Source organism: Nonomuraea sp. NPDC026600, from assembly GCF_040638335.1.
In the GTDB taxonomy this organism is placed as follows: domain Bacteria; phylum Actinomycetota; class Actinomycetes; order Streptosporangiales; family Streptosporangiaceae; genus Nonomuraea.
Genome location: NZ_JBEZYD010000001.1, coordinates 1 through 17565 on the forward strand (window position 1 = coordinate 1; position 17565 = coordinate 17565).

The window sequence follows — 17565 nt, forward strand, 5'->3', positions numbered from 1 at the left end:
ACCTGCTCCAACCTCTTCCAACGGGGCGATCAAACTACCCGCGGTTGATAGGTGTTTCGGACCGGGACTGGTTCATTAACTCTGACGCGGAAGGACCGCCCCGCAACCGACAAAGGACGCGATCAAGCAGCGCCTGGTGTCGATGCCGCAGATTGAAACAATCTACGACGCTTCACCCGACGAGTTGCCTGAGTGGTTTCCCGGGAACCACCCATGGGGCGACACTCACCCTGATGCGTATCTGGTGAAGCTGCGGCCGGGCGCCAACCCCGACACCGTGCAGGCGAGCCTGCGCACCTGGCCGGGGGTGTACATGGTCACCTACGTGACCGTCACTGATCGAACCATCGGCACGGGTGGGACCAAGTGAAGCACCGGCCGCTGTCGCACGATCCGTCTCCCCTGTCGGCCCGATGCTCGGGTCCGTGCGATGGGCCCCAAAGTAACGCCGAGTAACCGGGCGTTCCCGGCCAGGCGGACATAACAGAACTTATCGAGCACCGATCATGGCTGTGACCTGCGGACACGCTGCGACTCGCGTTATCGCGGCGGCGAGCGCCGGACTCATCCCCGAACGCCTGGACCGAAACCGTGCTCATCCCCTCGCACGGGTCACAGGCCGTGACCTGCTGCTATCCCTCTTGTTTGGGGCTCCTGCCACGATTCTTACGATCACCCCAGAATCTCCGAGTCGCCTCACCGCTGAGGAACTACGCAGCGATCAGGCCTCATAGCTCCAGGCCACCCCGGAACCGCGATACTCCATGACCGAGATCGGATATACGCCAGGGCGCATTCTGCCCCGATACAGCGTCCCCGCGAGGTGATCGACTTCGTGCGCTACCAGGCGGGCAAGTCCCCGCTCGTACACGGAGACACAACGGACACCCTCAAGGGTGTCGTACGCGACCCGGAGGGCCAATGAACGCGGCACGAGCCCGCGGACCGGCATGCCGCCGACGTCTGACCAGTGAAGACGGGACTCTTCATCGCAGCAGCGCCGGACAGGAGGTGGTCGAGTTCGTGGGCGACCAGCCGGGCCAGACGAGCTTGCCCTCCTTGGCCTCCATCGCGAGCACGGCCCGGAGCCGACAGGCTCGATCAGCCGATCGGTGGTGCGAGGTATTCCAGCGCATAACCGTCGCCGGAGGGGGTTACGCGGGCGATGCCGGGTGAGTCGAGGTGGGCGCCGGCTACGAAGTGGTGTGGTTGGGTCAGTTGTTCGAGGAGGGCCGCTCGCGCGGCGCGGGCCTGGGACTGGTTGCCGTCGAGCTCCCAGGACACGTTCGGCTGATCGAATTGGAGCGTGGGAACGTGAACGGTGTCGCCCCAGACGAGAAGGTGGCCGGTGCCGCTCCTGACGTCGTAGACGGTGTGACCGGGTGTGTGGCCCGGTGTCGGGATCGCGGTGGTCCAGTCGTTGATCGCGACCTTCTCCGACACGGGTACGACCCGGTCGCGGATCGGCTCGAGCCGCCCCGTGAACACCGAGGTGTCGCCCGCGCCGATCCACACGCGCTCGAGTTTGGTGAACGCCTCTGAACCGTCCGGCGCGATCAGGCCGCTCACGTGGTCTTCGTGCTTGTGGGTGATGGCCACATCGGTGACATGCGCGCGGTCGATTCCCGCTTCGTCGAGCGCGTCGTAGATCAATCCCATGGTGGGGTCATGCCAGGCGTTGGACGCGCCGGTGTCGATGAGAACCGACCGCGTGCCGTCGGTGACGAAGAAGGCATTTACCGACAGCCGCAAGTTGTCGCCGGCCAGCGGGACGGCGGCCGGCAGCTCATCGAGCCTGCGCCCATCCTCGTCGCGGAGCCGTGTCGGCGGCATGTCGATGTACCCGTCTCGCAACGAGATCACCTGCAGATCGCCGAATTCGAACGTGGCATGGTGCCGGCCACTCGAGATCAAACGCATGGAACCTCCGTCGTGTTGGGCGCACATCGCGCGTCTCCTATAGAAGACTCTATCTTCTTTAGGAGAAACCCTACACTGTGGGCAGCGAGATACCCATCGATCGAGGAGCACGGTGGTCGAGCAAGACGGAAAAGCGGCCGAACCACAGCACGGTGACGACCTGGCCGGCGCGTTCGGCGGTAACGTGCGGCGACGCCGTGAGGAGGCGGGCCTGACGCTGGAGCAGCTGTCCACACAGTCGTCGGTCAGCCGGGCGATGCTGTCCAAGGTCGAACGCGGTGAGAAGAGCCCGACGATCGGCGTCGCGTCCAAGATCGCCCACGCGCTCGACGCGTCACTCTCGGACCTGGTCGGTGCGCCGGCTGCTGCCGCGTCTGGTGTGGCCATTGCCATGCGCAAGAACGATCGCCCCGTTTTCCGTGACCCGGAAACCGGCTTCGAGCGGCACATGGTGTCAGCGGCCCCGGGCGCGGGAGGAGCCGAGATGGTCGTCCACTACCTCCCCGCGCAGGTCTCTACCGGGCTGCTGCCCGCGTATCCGCCGGGTACGGAGAAACAACTCGTGGTGCTCGAAGGCACCCTCACCGTCGCGATCGGCGGGATCAGCGAGACCCTGAACACAGGCGACTCTCTGTTCTTCCAGGCCGACGCGGACCACGGCTTCGCCAACCGAACGAACGCTCCCTGCGAATACATCATGGTCATCTCGCGCAGAACCTGATCGGCCGCAGCGTGCGGGCCTGGACCAAAGCTGGCCAGGGCATCGTCAAACTCACGGCACCCGGCTACCGACCGGCAGTCGCTCACCCAGGGCCTTCTCCCGCTCGCGGTCGGCCTGCTGCTCGGCGAGGTGCTGCTGCCACACCGCGGCCGCCTCGACCGGCAGTAGCACGGCCTCCTTGCGGCCCGGGCCGCGCCGGATCGAGGTCGTGGTCATATCTCGACGAGATTTCTCACCGAGCACGGCCCCTTCCTGTGCTACCTCACCATCGACGGCCTCGACCGCGTCGCCCCCGCAAACTCATCGCCCTTCGCGGCCGCGTCCATACCGCCGCCCCTACCGCAGCCGAAGGACGAGCGACCACCTACCACGCCACCGACTCCACCATCACCATCGGCGGCCGCAACGGCGTGGATCGGCTCAGCTTTTGGCGAGTGCTTCGCGGCGGATCCACTGGAGCAAGGTGGGGTTGTCGGCGGTGGTGATGACGCTGACGGTGGTGCGGAGGTGGCGGTCGTCGTCCAGCAGGGCCAGCATGCTCGCGGCCAGGTCCGCACGGGCGGTGAACCTGCCGTCGGCGTGGCTGTCGACGAGGGTGTAGTCGGTGACCGACGGCAGGTGGTAGAGCCCGCTCGGGCGCACGATCGTCCAGTCCAGATCGCTGGCGCGGACCAGCTCTTCCATCCGCCGCATGTCGTCGTACAGCGTCTTACCCAGCACCCGTGTCACGTATGGCAGCAGGACCCGGTTGAACAGGAACCCGCCATCGGAGTACGGGTGCGGGTCGACCCCGCTAGAGCTCACCACGGCGAGCCGACGCACCTGATGCCGTCGCATCGCGGCGATGATATTCGCCACACCCCGCGAATAGGTGCTGATCGGTTCCTTCCCAGCGGGTACCCCGAGCGTCGACAGCACCGCATCCCGCTCCGCCACGGCGGCGTCGACGGCCACCGGATCGAGCACGTCGGCACCGACCACCTCGAGCCGATGATGGCGCAGTGGAAACGAGCCGGGCTGCCGGGTGACCGCGGCGACCTGATGTCCGGCGGCTAGCGCCTGATCGGTGAGCAGGCGGCCGGTGGGGCCGTTGGCCCCGAAGACTGCGATACGCATGACGACTGTCCTTCCGTGGTTATGCCTGTGATGTTGTTCGGTAGTAGCTGGAGGCGCCCGCCCGGGAGGTAGAAAACGGTTTCCCGTTCCTCCACGCTCCGAGGGCCGAGCCTGTCTGCCCCGAGACGAGACAGCCCGGCCGTTCTGTGACACGGGAGAAAAGACGGCTGAGCCAGAGCCGGCCGCCACCCGATGCCGGCGCTCTTCTCGTACACCGGGCAACAGCCGCGAACGATCCCTTCCCGGCTGTCCAACCTGCCGTGTCACAGAATGGCCGGGCTATCTCGTCTCGGGTTTGGAAGACAGGTTGGGGAATCGGGAAGGTGATGATCATGCGGGTGTTCGTGGCTGGTGGGGCCGGGGTGCTGGGGCGGCGGCTGGTGCCGCAGCTTGTGGCGCGTGGCCACCAGGTGACGGCGACGACGACGAGCACGGCGAAGATGGGCTTGGTGGAGCGGTTGGGCGCCGAGGCGGTCGTGATGGACGGGCTGGATGCGGGGTCGGTCGGTGAGGCGGTGGCCACGGCCCGGCCGGACGTGATCGTGCACCAGATGACTGCTATCTCCGGCAAGCCAGATATCAAGCACTTCGACCGCTGGTTCGCCACCACCAACCGGCTGCGTACCGAGGGGACGGACCACCTGCTGGCCGCTGCGGAAGCGACCGGCGTATCCCACTTCGTCGCGCAGAGCTACGGATCTTGGAACGGCATCCGCAAGGGCGGATGGGTGAAGACCGAGGAGGACCCGCTGGACCCGACGAGCACGGGCAAGGGGGCGGAGGCGATCCGCCACCTTGAGGACGTGGTCGTCAAAGCAGGTGGCGCGGTCTTGCGGTACGGCGCGTTCTACGGGCCGGGCGCCACCGACGATCAGGTCGAACTCGTGCGCAAGCGGCAGTACCCGGTCGTCGGGAACGGCGGCGGCTACAGCTCGTGGGTACATCTCGAGGACGCGGCCGGCGCCACCGTCCTGGCCGTGGAGCACAGGGCGAAGGGCGTGTTCAACATCGTCGACGACGAGCCGGCCCCGGCTCGTGAGTGGCTGACCTACCTGGCCGAGTGCGCGGGGGCGAAGCCGCCGATGCGGGTTCCCACCTGGCTGGCCCGGCCGCTGGCCGGGAAGACCGCGGTGACCATGATGACCGAGGGGCGCGGCTTCTCCAACGCCAAGGCCAAGCGGGAGCTCGGCTGGCAGCTTCGCTACCCCTCCTGGCGGCAGGGCTTCAAGGAGGAGCTGGCGTGAGCCGGGCCGCGGAGTTCGAGGAACTGCGGCCACTGCTGTTCTCGATCGCCTACCGGATTCTCAGCAGTGTCAGCGAGGCCGAGGACGCGGTCCAGGAGACCTGGCTGCGCTACGAGGCCTCCCCGACACGACCCGCGTCGGCCAAGGCGTTCCTGTCGGCCGTGGTCACCCGGATCGCGATCGACGTGCTGCGCTCGGCACGTGTCCGGCGGGAGGAGTACGCCGGGCTGTGGTTTCCCGAGCCACTGCTGACCGACCCGTATGAGGACCCGGAGCGGTCGGCGGAGCTGGCCGACTCGGTGTCGATGGCGGCCCTGCTGCTGCTGGAGCGGCTCAGCCCGCTCGAACGGGCGGTCTTCGTGCTGCGGGAGGTGTTCGGGTTCGGCTTCGGTGAGGTCGCATCGGCGGTGGGACGCTCGGAGGCGGCGTGCCGCCAGCTCGCCGTGCGGGCGCGCCGCCACATGGACGCCGGCGGCGCCAGGTTCGAGGCCGACCGTCGGGAGCGAGAAGAACTCGCCGGTCGATTCTTCGACGCCTTCCGGGAAGGCGACGTGGCCGGGCTGCGGGAGTTGCTGGCCGCCGACGTGCAGATGGTCGGCGACAGCGGAGGCAAGGCCCCGCTGTGGGGCAAGGGCGTCTTCGGCGCCGAGAAGGTGGCCCGGGCGCTGGCCGCGATGGTCACGCCGTTCATCGCGATCGGCGGGGTCGTGGAGTCGCACGAGGTGAACGGCCAGCCGGGCGCGATCTTCCGTGATCAGGACGGCAAGGTGGTCAACACCTGGGCGCTCGACGTCCTCGATGGGCAGATTCAGATGATCCGCGCGGTGATCAACCCCGACAAGCTCGGACACCTGGGTCCGGTGGCGGACGCCTGGGCGGTCGTTCGCGAGACGAACCAGGCTCGCCGGTCCTCGGATTGACCGCAAGGGCTGACCTGCACAGCAGTCGACCCACCACCACAGAAAGAACGGAATGACATCATGAGTAAAGTCTGGTTCGTCACCGGTTCGTCCCGCGGCTTGGGCCGCAACTTCGTCGAGGCCGCCCTGTCCCGCGGCGACAAGGTGGCCGCCACCGCCCGGAACACCGCAAGCCTCGATGAGCTGGTCGCCGCCTATGGCGACGCGGTGCTTGCGCTGGAGCTGGACGTGACCGACAGGGCCGCCGTCTTCGACAGCGTGAAGCGGGCCAAGGAGCACTTCGGCCGGCTGGACGTCATCGTGAACAACGCGGGTTACGGCCTGTCCGGCGCTGTGGAGGAGCTGACCGAGCGGCAACTGCGCGACCAGTTGGAGACCAACCTGTTCGGCCCGGTGTGGGTCGTCCAGGCCGCGCTTCCCCACCTGCGTGAGCAGGGCGCAGGCCACATCATCCAGATCTCCTCGGTCGCCGGCGTCTCCGCGTTTCCGCTCGGCGGCGCCTACTGCGCCTCCAAGTGGGCCCTGGAAGGACTGAGCGAATCCCTCGCCCAAGAGGTCGCCGGCTTCGGCGTCAAGGTGACCGTGGTCGAGCCCGGCTCCTACGCCACCGGCGCGAGCGCCGGCGCCGTCCAGGCCGAGCCCGATCCGCTGTACGACGGTCTGCGCGAGAGCTTCGCCGCGTACGCCGAGACGCTGGACGTCGGCGACCCGGCCGCCGCGGGCCGGGCACTGCTCAAGCTCGCCGACACCGACGACCCGCCGCTGAGGGTGTTCTTCGGCACCCAGGGCAACCCGATCCTCCAGCAGGTCTACGCCGACCGGCTCAAGACCTGGGCCGACTGGCAGGACCTCTCGGCGGAAGCACACGGACATACCCCTTCGGCTCCAGCTGTCTGACCACGCCACGAGACAGGAGATCTTTACCCGTGATTCTGGTAACTGGTGGCACCGGTAACGTCGGCGCCAACGTCGTACGCCAACTGCTCGACGCAGGGGAGAAGGTACGCGTCATCACCCGCGACCCCGGCGACCGTTCCTTTCCCGACGGCGTCGAGGTCGTGCCCGGCGACCTGACCCGGCCCGACACCCTGACGGAAGCGCTGTCCGGCGTTGAGCAGGCGTTCCTGTTCCCCGTCTTCAACGCCGTCGACGGGTTTCTCGACGCGGCACGGAAAACCGACCTGCGACATGTCGTACTGCTGTCCTCATCGACCGTCACGTTTCCCACGCCTGGGTGGATCGGCGAGCAGCACCTGCGACTGGAACGGGCCGTCGAAGCGTCCGGGCTGCCGTGGACCTTCGTGCGCCCCGGCGCGTTCATGACCAACGACCTCGTCTGGGCGCCTCAGATCGCAGGCGGCGGGGTCGTCCGCGGGGTGTACGGCAGTGCCGCACTGGCTCCGATCGACCCGCGCGACATCGCCGCGGTCGCCGCACACGCCCTGCTCGATCGGCGTGCCGGCGAGGCATACCTCCTCACCGGGCCGCAGTCGCTGACCCAGATCGACCGTCTGCGGATCATCGCGGAAACGATCGGACGGCCGTTGCGGTTCGAGGAGCAACCCCGCGAAGAATTCCTGGAGCAGATGCTCCACCACGGAATGCCCGCCCCGGTGATCGCCGAGCTCATCGACGGGCTCGCGGCCAGGGTCGGCAAGACCGAGCAAGTACTGCCGACAGTCGAGGAAGTCACCGGGCGACCGGCTTTCACCTATGCCCAATGGGTGGCCCACCGCGCGGCCGACTTCGGCTCGACAGCGGGCTGACGGCGACCGCCCCGGCTGTGCGTCTCTGAGCGCTTTGCCGGGGTATCAGCGGCTGGTGCCGTGCGGGTCAGCCGAGGGTGAGTTCGTACTCGACCTGGTCGATCGGGTTGCCGTCACCGAAATCGTGCCCGCGCACCGCACCCGACTCGGTGAAGCCGCTCTTGGCGTAGAAGCGGCGTGACTGGGGGGTGTCGCGCAACGTCCACAGATGCACCCCGCCGAAGCCGTCCTCGCGCAGTCTGCTCAAGGAGGCGACTATCAGGGCGCCCGCGCTGCCGGTACCCCACGCGTCCGGGTGGCTGTAGAAACCGAAGAGTTCAGCCCATCCCGGCCGCGTCGGCGAGGAACCGAAGTAGGAGAAGGTCAGCGGTCGTCCGGCCAGCGCGGCGAGCAGGAGGGTGTCCTGCCTGTTGGCGAGCATGTCGTGCCACTTTCCGCGCCGGTTTCGTACGGCTTCGGCGAAGAATGTCGCATCGAAGAAGTCAACGTAGGCCGCCTTCCAGGACTCCGCGTGGATCTCGCCCACCACATCCCCATCGCCCGTGGAGGCTTGAAATATCGCGAAGTTTTCTGCCACAAGATCAGTCTTTCTCTTCAAGATGCTGAGCAGAGTACCTGCGCACTGCGACGGACTCTAATGCGATTATTATGCAATAGCGATATAAATGCAATTAGAGGCAACGCCGCCGCCCAGGAGCCTAGGAGCGCTTCTGCACGGACGCGGCGCGGACGAGACCGTTCGGCGCGGGGCTCAGGGTTGTGGCGGGGGGTCGAACTCAACTGTGGCGTCGGCCAGGAGGGCCCCGCAGGCGGGGTCGGGCTCAGAAGGCGAAGGAGACGCCGGTCAGCTTCTTCGAGACCTCCCACAAGCGGCCGGATGGTCACTAAGAGTAATCAGTAAGTCACTTATAGCTTCGGCGAGCCTGGAGAGCCCATCGGCGCCGGTGGTACGAACGGGTGGGGTGACTGAGACTGAAGGGGTGGGCGATGGTGCCCGGTACGGAAGAGGCCGACGGCTTGAACGGCGGGAGCAGCCATAAGGGTGGAGACCAGCCTGGGGCCTCGGTCGGCCGAGGGGTGCTGCACGGTGCCTTCGCGGTGCTGGAGGAGCTGGCGCGGCTGGAAGAGGCGGGCCTGACGCAGCTCGCCATGGCCACCGGCCTGCCAAAGGCGACTACCCATCGGCTGCTGGGCCGACTCGCCGACCTGGGCGTGGTGCATCGCGAGGACGGCGGCCGCTACCGGATGGGGGCGCGGATGTTCCGCTGGGGCCAGCGCTGGGCGCCCGCCCAGGTGCTGAGCACGGCCGCCGTGCGACCACTGCAGGGGCTCGCCGGCACCGGATGCAGTGCGGTCATCGTGGTCAGGGACGGCGGCGACGTCATCGTCGTTGCGGGGATCGTAGATCCGACCGTGGACGAGGTCTTCCGGTTGCGCCCGGGGGTGGTGCTGCCGGCGGCCAGCGCCGCCGAGGTGGTGCTGGCGGCGTGGGAATCCGCGTCGGCCGTACGTCCGGACCCCGGCCGGAGCCGGCCGGAGGGGCATTCCACGGCCGAGTGGGCGCGGCGGGTCGATGGCGCGCGCGACCGGGGGGTGGCCTTCGACTTCGAGGGGGCCCTGCCGCCCCTCGCGTGCGTGGCCGCACCGGTACGCGCGCCGACGGGAGCCTTGGTGGCCGCGGCGGCCGTCGTGGTGCACGGTACCGGCCGCCTGCCCTTGCTGGCGGACGCCGTACGGGACACCGCGGCGCGCATCAGCGTCAACCTGGCCCGCGTGCCGGGATCGGGCCGGGCCCTGAGCCTGCTGACCGAGCGTTGACCTCGTTGGCCGCGCAGGGACACGCGGCCCGGCAGGCGTGCCTGCCGGGCGCGGCGTGGCGCCTGGCTACGCATCGAAGTCGATGATCAGCCCGCCCAGGCGGGCACGGAGCGCGACGCTGTCGGCGTGGGCGAGCCGCTCGGCCACCGGGACAAGTTCCAGCCGGTCGCCCGCGCTCCTCGTAGGTTCCGCGGGCGGCTCACTGGGCTCGTCATTGCCCGCTCTGTGTGTCGGCTCGCCGGGCCCCCCGATGACCACGGTTTCGTCGGCCGTCCCCGGGTCGCTACGGTAGCGCTCCCGCTCTTCCACCAGCAGCCGGTACTGCCGGCCGATATCCACCTCCGCCGGAGGGATCAGCGCGGACCACTGGAAACCGGCCCCGGCCGCGCCGCAGGTCAGTTCGGCCTTGATCTCGGTGTCCGCCCAATCGAGATCTTCGTCGCTCGTGAAGGGGCGCCGCTGGACGGTCGCGGTGACGCGGTGGCTGGCCGCGACCGCGGGAAGGCCGGAACCGGCCTGCGCGCCCAGCTCGGTGGCGGCGGCGGGCCCGGAGAGCGTGATGCGGAGCCCCCCGTCCGGCGCCTCTTCGACCGTGAGCGTACGGCGCGGTACCAGCTGGGCGAACTCGGCCTGTACGACGGCCGACAGCTCCAGCCCGGCCAGGGCATGCGGCTGGTAGCGGGCCAAGGCCAGGCGCAGGTACGGGAAGTAGGCCGACTCCCGCCCGGCGGGGCCGAGGTCGATGTCGACGTCAGCGAACCACAGCTCCTTCGCCGCGTCGAACGACGGGTTGTACACCACGGTCGCCGCGATCAGCTCACGGCCCGCCCCGGACTCCGCCAGCCGGAGGTCGGCGGGGGTGGCGACGGGGTTGGGGAAGTTCACCGGGGTCGGTGGGGGCAGCACGGTCGCGTCGGACCAGATGGGATCGGTGCCCCAGCGAGTCGTCAGATGACCAGGCAACGGGCCGACCCCGGGTGGGTCGAGGACGATCGCCAGCAGTTCGTCGTCGCCGGAGGAGAACCACGGTCGGTCCAGGTAGATCCGTACCCCGGCCCCATCGCGTACCGTCACGAGCCGCTTGTTCCGGCGGTCCTCCTGCCGGCTCCACCGGAAGGTGGGCAGGAGGTAAGAAGGCTTCGGCGGCTCCGGCCGCCTGCCGGCGGGCACCGGCCAGCCCCGCTCTGACGGCCCGGTGCTCAGCTCGCCGACGCTGGTGACGAGTTCGGGCTTGGCGGTGATCGACGGGTGGAAGTACTCGCGGAACCGGGTGGTGGCGGTCGGCCGGTAGGCGACATTGCGGTGCAGCGTGTCGCCGAAGTCGTGCCGGACCGGGGTCCCGGAGCGCGGCAGTTGTACCTCGTCCCTGTCGAAGTACGACAGCTCCACTCTGCCGACGTGGGCGTGCTCCTTGATCTGACGGGGGGCCGGTTCGGTGACGTCGTCGATCCAGCGCGTCCAGGTGGCGTCGATGTCGACGTGCCCGGTGCTGCGGGGATGCGACCGCAGCGCGCCACGCAGATCGGCGAAGGTCTGTTCCGGCTCCCGTACGAAGCGCAGCGCGTCGAGCGCGGGCGGCCGCAGCGGACGTTCCACGGCGTGCACCAGGCGGATTTCCGTGTACGGGGTGAGCAGCCAGTTCAGCCCGGCGACGGTCTCCTCGGCGATCAGCGCCCGCTGGGAGTCGGTCAGGCCCCGCCAGAAATCCGAGGCGAGCAACCGCCGCCAGAGGGGGAAGAGGTCAAGGTCGGCCGCGCTGAGCCGGCAGCTGAGCCGTACGGTGGCCATCTCGGCCTTGGGCAGGAACACGGTGAGCCGCCGGGGGCCTTCACGCCACCGCGGCTCCCCGTCCCCCTCTTCGATGCGCAGCGTGAACGGCGCGGCATCCGGCCAGGTCTCGTGGAAGTCGTCGTAGAACGAGACCGGATAGATCGGCGGCGCGCCCGGCAGGCCGTACAGCGTGACGCCCCGGGCGAGGACGTCGGGCAGGTACGGCAGGATGAGCCCGGGGGCGGTGTGCACGACGAACTCGCCGGACTTCAGCCCGGCACCGCGCGTCACGGGCAGCCGGGTGACCGGCTCCGGGTCGAAGGCGTCGTGCTTGGCGACGGCGATCTCCCTGAAGAACAGCAGGTCGCGGGTCCGGCCCGGATCGTCGGCGAAGCTGACCACCGTGTCGAGGAACGTGCCGGCCTCGCGTGAGGCCGCCGCGAAGAACCTCCTGCGCACCTCCTCCGGCCGCTCGCCGCCGATGGCGTCGTCGAATCGGCGGTGCCGCTCGGCCATCTGCAGCGACGTCTTGGGCGGGGCGACGAACCGCTCGTCGAAGTCCGCGTACCGGCGGCTCAGCCCGTCCGTGGCGGGCGGGCGGTCCGTGTGGCCGGGGACGTCGTGGCGTTCCAGGGCCCACTGCCAGGCGGGCACGTCCCGGCCGCCGACCGTGACGGTGCTGCGGATGACGAGGCATTGGCTGGATTCGCCCTCGTTGAACGGCTTGCTCTCGACGAGGGCCGGCTGCGGGACCGGCTCCCACCGTGAATATGTGATCGGCGGTGACAGCGCGGACTCGGGCGCCGCCGCGGCCGGCCCCAGGGCGTTGCCCGCGAGATCCACCACGCGGGCCCGCAGCCGATAGGTGCGCCCGTACCGCAGCGCCGGCAGCGAGCCCGGCACCGGCGTGAATTTGGTGTCGAGCGGGAAGTCCGCGTCGACCTCCGGGTCGGCGACGACCGGCCTGCCGAATCTGTCGAGCGTCCGGCCGGGCGGCGGGGCGGCCAGGCTCCAGCCGTCCCATCCGAACAGCGCCTGGTGCACGTACAGCTCATCGGCCCTGGTCGCGTCCCGCGTGACGGCGCTGGCGCGGACCGCGCCCTCGTCGTCGGCGATCCCCTCGATCCGGTGCGGCGGCTGCCCGCTACGGCGGATGAGGTAGGAGCCCCGGCGGCGGCACAGGGACAACCAGCCGGTGACCGCGCCCGCCGGGCCGACGGCTCCGACGTCGACGCGGAACCCGCGGACCAGGTGCCCGGCGTGCAGTTCGGGAACCGCCCCGCCCGATCCGGTCTGGTGGGCGGCATCGTCGCCGATCTGAGCGGCCAGCCACGCGTCCCGCCCCTTGTGGAAGACGGTGAGCCCGGCGCCCTGCAGCGCTGTCGTACCGGTGCCCAGCTGCTGCGCGCTCGGCTGGCCGCTCGGCCCGGCCAGCTTGTGCATGCGCTCGATCAGCGCGGTGAAGTCGGCCGCCTTGATGGCCGCGCCGTCGATGTCGGCGTCGGTGATCATCCAGTCCTCGCCGCCGAGGCCGAGCCAGCCGCCCTGGACGGGGTGCCCCGGCGGCGAGGCGGCGGTGAAACGCTCGCCGGCGGCGTAGTCGAACAGCGTCCACGGCCGCAGCCGGTCGGTGTCGAACGGCGCGGCGATGTCCTTGAACGCCACCCGGAGCTTGCCGGTCGCGGCGAGTCCGGCGGGTACGGGGACCACGAGATCGAGGACGAGCCCGAGCCGGCGGCACAGCTCCGGATAGTCGGCCAGGAAGCCGCAGACACCGTGGAATTCCACGTCGGGAGGCTCCGGCCGGGGCGCTTCGGCGGCCTCCCCGCCGCCGCTCCCTGTGGGCTTCGGCCGGTCGTAGAACCGGAAGGCCTCCGCCAACGCGAACCTCGTCTCGTCGCTCCGGTAGGCGTCACTCGTCCGATCGACAGTGCCCGGGCGGAGTTCCGCCGCGAGAGGGCCGGAGGTGCGGGCGTACGGCGCCGCGGCGTCCCCGCCGACCATGCCGTCGATGGCCCGGTAGGCGGCCTGGGGGTCGCCGGTGAACTTACGCATGTCCGCGACCACCGGGATGCCGCGGACGAGACCTGTGTACGGCTGATGCCAGGGCCGGGGCGGAGGTTCGGCGGGGCCGCCGTTCCCCCCACCGCCATGGTCGACCCCACCGCCATGGGCGCCGCCGTCACCATGGGCGCCGCCGCCGCCGTTCCCGCCGTTGCCGTTGCCGGGAGGCGTGAGGCGGTCGGCGACCACGGCCTTGCCCATGTCGTCGTACAGCGTGGTGATCCGCTCATGGACCAGCGCCGCGGGGAACGAGCGCAGCAGCCGCACGGCCAGCGGGCCGGCCTCGCCGCCACCCGCCGCACCGGGGGCATCGGCGGCCGCCAGGGAACGCGATCGTACCGGCGAGGCGGCCGGGAACATCTTCCCCCACAGGCCCGAGTCGGGGGCCGGCGACCGGGGGTCGAGGCGCGGGACCACCGGCTCGGCGTGCCCGTCCCACACGATGCGCAGCGCCGGCAGCACCGTGTCGCGCAGCGTCTTGGGCCAGTCGACGAACTCTCCGACGTCGTCGAGCCGGCCGTGCGGGGCCTCCAGCCGGGGGCCGACCGCGACGGACAGGCGCACCTCGCCCGGCCCGGCCACGCCGGCCGGCAACGCCGTCCACAGAACCTTGAACGCGCTCATGTTCGTTCGCTCCGCTCACTCGGCTCGGTCCGCTCGCTCACGGTCAGCCCACTTCCGCGAAGGCGGCGCAGTATTCGACGATCGGGTCTCGTCGCGCGCCGGTCACCGGATCCTGGTACGGCGCCATCATCTGGGCGAAGGTCGGGGCCGTACCGGCCGCCGCGGCCCCGAGCACCAGCCCGCCGTCCGCCTCCGCGCCCGGCACCGCGGCGCCCTCGGCGGTGGACAGCAGGGACTGGGCGCCGCCGAACCTCTTCTCGCAGCTGATCTCGACGGATTCCTCGAAGAAGCCGATCTCGATGGTGATCGTGATCTTCGCCCGTCCGACCGCGTCGCCGCCCTCGTACCCCAGCTCCAGGTAGAGCTCGATCGACGCGGAGACCAGGCCGAGAACGTCCACCTCGCCGCGGGCGCGCAAGTAGCCGAACAGGACAGCCTTACCGGTCGCGGCGTCCAGGTGGAAATAGATGCCGGCCATCACCGACAGGCTGCCGCTCGCCACTCCGAAGTCGATGGACGCCGCGGCGCCGAACTCCAGGCCCGCGTCCAGCGCACGGACCCCGTCAGGCGACAGCACGATCCCGAACCAGCCGCCGCCGCCGAACAGCGAGACGGTGAGCCGGAACGGTGCGTCGCGGCGGCAGAAAGCGAATCCGATCTCCAGCGGCCGGGTGCCGGCGAACGGCAGGTCCAGATAGGCGTTCAGGGAGATGTTCTCCAGGCTGAACACGCCGATCGCGAGGTTCGGCAGTGGCATGCCGTACCTCGCGCGCACCCCCAGCGGGGAGACGTCGAGCATCGGCGGGTCGCTGAACCCGTTGAGCGGGATGATCTGACGCAGCGTCTCGACGAACGACAGCGCCCCGATGAACTCGACCGCCCGCAACGCCACCTCGACGTCGGGCTTCTCGCCGGCACGTACGGTGAACCTGACCCGCCGGAAGTCCAGCCGCATCGCCGCAAGGACGCCCGGCAACAGCACCAGGTCGAACTCCTCCAGCGTGCAGGTCACGTCGGCGGCCGGGCGGACGTCCGGCCGCAGCGCGCCGCGCAGGTCGACGACCACGGAGAAACGGCCGGCCCGCGCCGGGTCGCCACCGCCGTCGTGCGGGTCGAAGACCGGCGGGTCACCCGCCCGCAGTGACCAGCGCTGAATATCGGGTACCCACTCCAACCGGGCGGCGACGGACTCCGGCAGCCGGATGCCGGCCTTCGCCGCCTCGATCGCCTGCCGCAGCGGCAGCACCCCGGCGGGGGCGTTCTCCCAGATGGCGATGGCCTGCCTCAGGTGATCGATCAGCGCGATGACCGCATGATCGACCTCGGCGGGGAGCCCGGTGCCGAGCGCGTCCAGGGCTGCGCTGAAGTCCCGGAAGGCCGCGTCCACCTGGCTGAGGGTGGCCGTTCCCGCGATGAACGCCTCGATGGTCTTGACGAGCGTCAGGGCGGTGGTACGCACGCGCTCGACCGCGGCGGCGACGGCCGGGAACCGGGCGGCGACGCCGATCAGCTGACGTTCGATCCGGCGCAGGTCCGCCAGGAAGCCGGTGGCGGCGTTGACGGTCTGTGTGATGAACCGCGGGGCCTTCAGTTCCTTGTCCAAGCCGGCCGCCTTGACCAGGGCGGACAGCGGGATGACGCCGAACAGCTTCGCGCCGATCGCGTCGAAGAAGTCCGAGGGCTGGAAGGTGCCGTCGGCCACCGTCCCCAGCGGATCTGCGGCCGCTGCGGCAGCCCCGCCGGTGGCGGCCGGAGACGACTTGGCGGCGCTGACCGGTCCGGTCAGCCGGGACAGGCCCGCCACCGTGAGCGTGGGCGCGGCGAGCCCGCCGGAGCGATCCCGCTGGTCGGCGAAGTCCATCACCAGCGGGGGCGCCCCGGTGACCGGGATCAGTTCCAGGAAGACCTCGCCGGGGTTGACGGCATCGCCCGGCCTGGCCGGCGTCTTGTCGAAGCCGGCCACCCGGTAACGCCGGGCGTACCGGACCGGGCGGGGCCCAAGCGCCCCGGTGAGCCGGCTCACCGCGGGCAGCACCGCCGTCGCCCAGCGCACCACCGGGAGGAAGCCGGGGATCCGCTGGTAGAACTGATCGTCGCGGTCCGTCGGCAGGGCGGTCCCCCAGACCAGGTGGGCGGCCTCTACCGTGGTGTCGTCGGGCGCGGAGGTCGCCGCGACCGCGACCCGGGCGCCGCGCAGAGCGGCGCACAGCTTCGCCGGAGGCGCCTCGGGGTTCACCGGTTCGGGGTCGAGGGCGTTGTACGCCTTGGCCGCCGCCTCCAGCTCGGCGCCCTTGTTGAAGTTCTCGGTGAGGAACAGCAGCGGGGTGCGGAATTCGGTCTCCCGCCCGGCCAGGTCGGTCGCGCGCACCGTGAACAGGAACGGATCCTCATCCCGGACGGCGGGAAAGAACGCATACTGCCCTTCTCGCACCGGCAGGAGGTTCCCGGGCGGCGAAAGATCGGGGGTGACGAGGGTCAGCAGCTCGACCCGCCGGAACGGGAACAGGGCGTTGAGCCGTTCGCCGGTGGCGTCCCGCCGTACCGTGCCGGGCTGGAATTCCCTGACCGGTTCGCGGCAGGTGATGAAGAGCCGCTGGGCGAGGTAGGCGGGATGTTCCGGGCGCTCCGGATCGAACTTCCGCTCCGTCACCTTCACCAGGTCAGCACGCTGCCCGAAGGGGCAGAGAAAGCCCGAGTAGAGCACCCGTACGTCATGGTCGCGGCCCATGGCCGCCCGGTGCCGCCATTCGCTGATGTTCGTGATCGCCGGCCGCGGATCCCAGTGGCCGAGGGCGTCGAGCCAGCCGCCCAGGCGGAGAGGATCACGTGCCCGACATCGACGGGCACCGGCACGTACGGCCGATGGCCCGGCTCGGTGAACAGCCCGCGATTGCTGGTCAGATGGACGAGCGCGGCCCGGTCGGCCGGCGTCAGCGACGTGGTCAGGGGGTCGGGCGGCGGTTCGACCGGTGTGTCGCCCGGGAAGTCCCGGGTCCATACGGCCCTGGCCCGCGTGCCGCGCACCCGCGTGTGCCACAGCTCCACGCGGCCCGCGCCGGCTGTGTCGCTCGTGGCGCCGCCCGCCGGATCGGCCGGGGTCGTACGGTGCACCCAGCGCACGTTCGGGGGCGGCGACAGCAGCAGCCGGTACGGCAGCTCGATCGCGGTCCGGGGATCGCCGGCGGGGTCGCGCAGCGGGTTGGCCGGGCCTTCGTCGCCCACCGTCCGCAGCGGAAGCCGGCCCATGGCCTCCAGCAGGCCCTCGGCGGTGTACGGGACCTCGTCGTCCGGTCCCACGACGAAGACCAGCATGCTGCGCCCGCCGATCCGGGAGACGACGGGCGGCGGCGGGTGCAGCCGCACCGGAACGGGGTCAGGCAGCCCGGTCCCCGCCGATTCGAAGAACGTCTGCTCCACCACGTGCTGCGCGGGGAACGTGACGACGATCAGCCCGTCGCGCTCCGGCGCGGTCCGGACCAGGATCCGTCTCACCGCCGGGCGCTTGAACGACAGACCGAGGAAGCCGAAGCGCAGATCCGCCAGGTCCGCGGTGCGGACCAGGCGGGCCTGCGTCGGCTCCTCCGCGGGGCCGGTCACGGCTA

General features: G+C 70.2%; 15 protein-coding genes. 7 read left to right on the forward strand and 8 right to left on the reverse strand.

Annotation, left to right across the window (positions count from 1 at the left end; genetic code table 11):
- Positions 1–136 precede the first annotated feature (136 nt).
- Positions 137–370, forward strand: coding sequence for a hypothetical protein (locus tag AB0F17_RS00005; RefSeq protein WP_358013711.1), 234 nt, complete (start codon positions 137–139; stop codon positions 368–370).
- Between the two features lie 351 nt (positions 371–721).
- Here the strand turns inward: AB0F17_RS00005 and AB0F17_RS00010 are convergent, their stop codons facing one another.
- Both AB0F17_RS00010 and AB0F17_RS00015 read right to left on the reverse strand, forming a co-directional pair.
- On the reverse strand, positions 722–952 hold the full coding sequence (locus AB0F17_RS00010) for a peptide deformylase (RefSeq protein ID WP_358013713.1): 231 nt from the start codon (positions 950–952) through the stop codon (positions 722–724).
- 149 nt (positions 953–1101) lie between these two features.
- The gene (locus AB0F17_RS00015) at positions 1102–1920 is read right to left on the reverse strand and encodes an MBL fold metallo-hydrolase (RefSeq protein WP_358013715.1); all 819 of its coding nucleotides are present in this window, start codon (positions 1918–1920) and stop codon (positions 1102–1104) included.
- A 112-nt stretch (positions 1921–2032) separates the two neighbouring features.
- Here AB0F17_RS00015 and AB0F17_RS00020 point away from each other — a divergent pair, with 112 nt between their 5' ends.
- Positions 2033–2641 carry an XRE family transcriptional regulator gene (locus AB0F17_RS00020; RefSeq protein ID WP_358013717.1) on the forward strand — a complete coding sequence of 203 codons (609 nt, stop codon included), beginning with the start codon at positions 2033–2035 and terminating at the stop codon, positions 2639–2641.
- Between the two features lie 51 nt (positions 2642–2692).
- Here AB0F17_RS00020 and AB0F17_RS00025 read toward each other — a convergent pair whose 3' ends face one another.
- Positions 2693–2857 (reverse strand): hypothetical protein, encoded by a 165-nt coding sequence (locus tag AB0F17_RS00025; RefSeq protein WP_358013719.1) that lies wholly within the window; start codon positions 2855–2857, stop codon positions 2693–2695.
- 204 nt (positions 2858–3061) lie between these two features.
- Positions 3062–3757 (reverse strand): NAD(P)H-binding protein, encoded by a 696-nt coding sequence (locus AB0F17_RS00030; RefSeq protein ID WP_358013721.1) that lies wholly within the window; start codon positions 3755–3757, stop codon positions 3062–3064.
- A 332-nt stretch (positions 3758–4089) separates the two neighbouring features.
- Here AB0F17_RS00030 and AB0F17_RS00035 point away from each other — a divergent pair, with 332 nt between their 5' ends.
- From AB0F17_RS00035 to AB0F17_RS00050, 4 genes are read left to right on the forward strand one after another with little or no spacing between them, the layout of a single operon-like run.
- A complete protein-coding gene (locus tag AB0F17_RS00035) occupies positions 4090–5001 on the forward strand; it encodes an NAD(P)-dependent oxidoreductase (RefSeq protein ID WP_358013723.1) in 912 nt (303 codons plus the stop codon).
- Complete coding sequence (locus AB0F17_RS00040) at positions 4998–5921, forward strand: RNA polymerase sigma-70 factor (RefSeq protein WP_358013725.1); 924 nt, start codon at positions 4998–5000, stop codon at positions 5919–5921. Before AB0F17_RS00035 ends, AB0F17_RS00040 begins: the two co-directional genes overlap by 4 nt.
- 60 nt (positions 5922–5981) lie before the next feature.
- The gene (locus AB0F17_RS00045) at positions 5982–6818 is read left to right on the forward strand and encodes an SDR family NAD(P)-dependent oxidoreductase (protein WP_358013727.1); all 837 of its coding nucleotides are present in this window, start codon (positions 5982–5984) and stop codon (positions 6816–6818) included.
- Between the two features lie 29 nt (positions 6819–6847).
- The gene (locus AB0F17_RS00050; RefSeq protein WP_358013729.1) at positions 6848–7687 is read left to right on the forward strand and encodes an NAD(P)H-binding protein; all 840 of its coding nucleotides are present in this window, start codon (positions 6848–6850) and stop codon (positions 7685–7687) included.
- A gap of 67 nt (positions 7688–7754) precedes the next feature.
- On the opposite strand, the gene AB0F17_RS00055 is transcribed toward AB0F17_RS00050, so the two are convergent.
- Positions 7755–8264 (reverse strand): GNAT family N-acetyltransferase, encoded by a 510-nt coding sequence (locus AB0F17_RS00055; protein ID WP_358013731.1) that lies wholly within the window; start codon positions 8262–8264, stop codon positions 7755–7757.
- Between the two features lie 410 nt (positions 8265–8674).
- On the opposite strand from AB0F17_RS00055, the gene AB0F17_RS00060 reads away from it, so the two are divergent.
- Complete coding sequence (locus tag AB0F17_RS00060; RefSeq protein WP_358013733.1) at positions 8675–9505, forward strand: helix-turn-helix domain-containing protein; 831 nt, start codon at positions 8675–8677, stop codon at positions 9503–9505.
- A 66-nt stretch (positions 9506–9571) separates the two neighbouring features.
- Here the strand turns inward: AB0F17_RS00060 and AB0F17_RS00065 are convergent, their stop codons facing one another.
- The 3 genes from AB0F17_RS00065 to AB0F17_RS00075 are packed head-to-tail and all read right to left on the reverse strand — an operon-like array spanning position 9572 to position 17560.
- A complete protein-coding gene (locus AB0F17_RS00065) occupies positions 9572–13963 on the reverse strand; it encodes a hypothetical protein (RefSeq protein WP_358013734.1) in 4392 nt (1463 codons plus the stop codon).
- Positions 13964–14006: 43 nt separating this feature from the next.
- Positions 14007–16691: a hypothetical protein gene (locus AB0F17_RS00070; RefSeq protein WP_358013735.1), complete on the reverse strand. Its 2685-nt coding sequence runs from the start codon at positions 16689–16691 to the stop codon at positions 14007–14009.
- Entirely contained in the window at positions 16616–17560 is a 945-nt protein-coding gene (locus AB0F17_RS00075) for a hypothetical protein (RefSeq protein WP_358013736.1), read from the reverse strand. Before AB0F17_RS00075 ends, AB0F17_RS00070 begins: the two co-directional genes overlap by 76 nt.
- Positions 17561–17565 lie beyond the last annotated feature (5 nt).